A 1,826-nucleotide genomic window follows, 5' to 3' on the forward strand; every position below is an offset into this window, starting at 1 on the left:
GTCGTTCGGTGAGCCGAAGCTGCCGGTGGTCTCGAATGTGACCGGACAGCTCGCCGAGGCGGGTACGTTGACCTCCCCGGATTACTGGGTGAGCCATGTCCGTCAGGCCGTCCGCTTCGACGACGGTGTGCGCGCCCTGGTGGAGCAGGGTGTGTCACGGTTCGTGGAGCTTGGCCCGGACGGTGTGCTGAGCGGCATGGCACGCGAGAGCGCGGGTGAGGACGCGGTCCTGGTGCCGCTGCTGCGCAAGGATCGCGCCGAGGAGAGCACCGCACTGGCCGCGCTCGGCCAACTGCACACCAATGGCGTGACCGTGGACTGGGCCGGTGTCCTCGCCGGTACCGGCGCCCGCGCCGTCGACCTGCCGACGTACGCCTTCCAGCGTCAGCGCTACTGGCCCGCCGGTGTGTCGACGCGCGCCGGTGACATGCGCTCCGCAGGTCTCGGAGCCGCCGGGCACCCGCTGCTCGGGGCGGCCGTCGAACTCGCCGGTGTCGAGGGCACGGAGGGCGTGGTCCTCACCGGGCGGCTTTCGACGCAGTCCCACCCGTGGCTGGCCGATCATGTCGTGCAAGGTGCCGTACTGGTGCCGGGCACGGCCCTGCTCGAACTCGCCGTACGGGCCGCCGACGAGGTCGGCTGCGACATCGTCGAGGAACTGACCCTGTCCGCCCCGCTGGTGCTGCCCGAACGCGGCGGCATCCACCTTCAGGTGCGGGTCGGCACACCCGACGAGGACGGCCGGTGCTCCTTCGGCGTGCACGCGCGCGCCGAGGACGCGGCCGGGGCCCCGTGGACCGTCCACGCCACCGGAGTCCTGGCGGCTGCCGGAAACGCGGCGCCGACCGGTTTCGACGCCTCGGTGTGGCCGCCGCGTGACGCGGCGCCGGTCGACGTGAGCGACTGCTACGAGCGGCTCGCCGAAGCCGGATTCGCCTACGGACCGACCTTCCAGGGCCTGCGTGCCGCCTGGCGGCGCGGCGACGAGCTGTTCGCCGAGGTCGCCCTGGCGGAAGAGACCGAAGGCGACGCCTTTGGCCTGCACCCGGCGCTCTTCGACGCCGCGTTGCACGCCTTCGCGCTCGACGACGACGGCCGGGGCGGGGTGCCGTTCTCCTGGGGCGGAGTCCGGCTGCTCGCCTCCGGCGCCTCCGCGCTGCGCGTGCGGCTCACCCGCGACGCCGACGGCACGATGGCCCTCGAACTGGCCGACCCCACTGGTGCGCCCGTCGCCTCGGTGGAGTCCCTGAACGTGCGTCCGCTGGCAGCCGGAAGGCTCGATGCCCCCGGCCGCGACTCCCTGTTCCAGGTGGAGTGGGTTCCGGCCCGGTCCGTCGACACCGGTGCCGATTCGGGTCCGGTGGGTGTGCTCGGTGCGGAGACGGGGCTCGCGGGCCTGTCGGATGAGCGGTTCGTGGCGTTCGCCGACCTCGGGGAGCTGGCTGCTGCTGGTGAGGTCCCGGGGACGGTGCTGGTCGATGCCGCCGAACTCACGGCGGGCGTCGATGTGGCGGCTTACGTGCATGCTGCCGCCGCGCGGGCGCTGGAGCTGGTGCGTGCGTGGCTGGCGGAGGAGCGGTTCGCCGCTTCCCGGTTGGTCTTCGTCACGCAGGATGCGGAGGGCGCCGCTGGCCTGGCCGCCGCTGCCGTACGGGGTCTGGTGCGGTCGGCGGTGTCCGAGCATCCGGGTCGTTTCGGGCTGCTGGATGTGCCGGGTGCGGTGGACGCCGAGATGGTGCTCGGTGCGCTGGCGGTGGATGAGCCGGAGGCCGTCATCGGTGACGGTGATGGTGGTGTGCGGGTGCCTCGGCTGGTTCGTGTGGTCG

1 protein-coding gene is annotated in these 1,826 nt (G+C 72.9%); it reads left to right on the forward strand.

Annotated elements, in window-relative coordinates; all coding sequences use genetic code 11:
- Positions 1-1,826, forward strand: a 1,826-nt coding sequence (locus AB8Z36_RS39095; RefSeq protein ID WP_369218113.1) for a polyketide synthase dehydratase domain-containing protein, incomplete at both ends; no start/stop codon positions are given.

The sequence above is a fragment of the Streptomyces flavofungini genome (assembly GCF_041028215.1).
Lineage (GTDB): Bacteria > Actinomycetota > Actinomycetes > Streptomycetales > Streptomycetaceae > Streptomyces > Streptomyces flavofungini_B.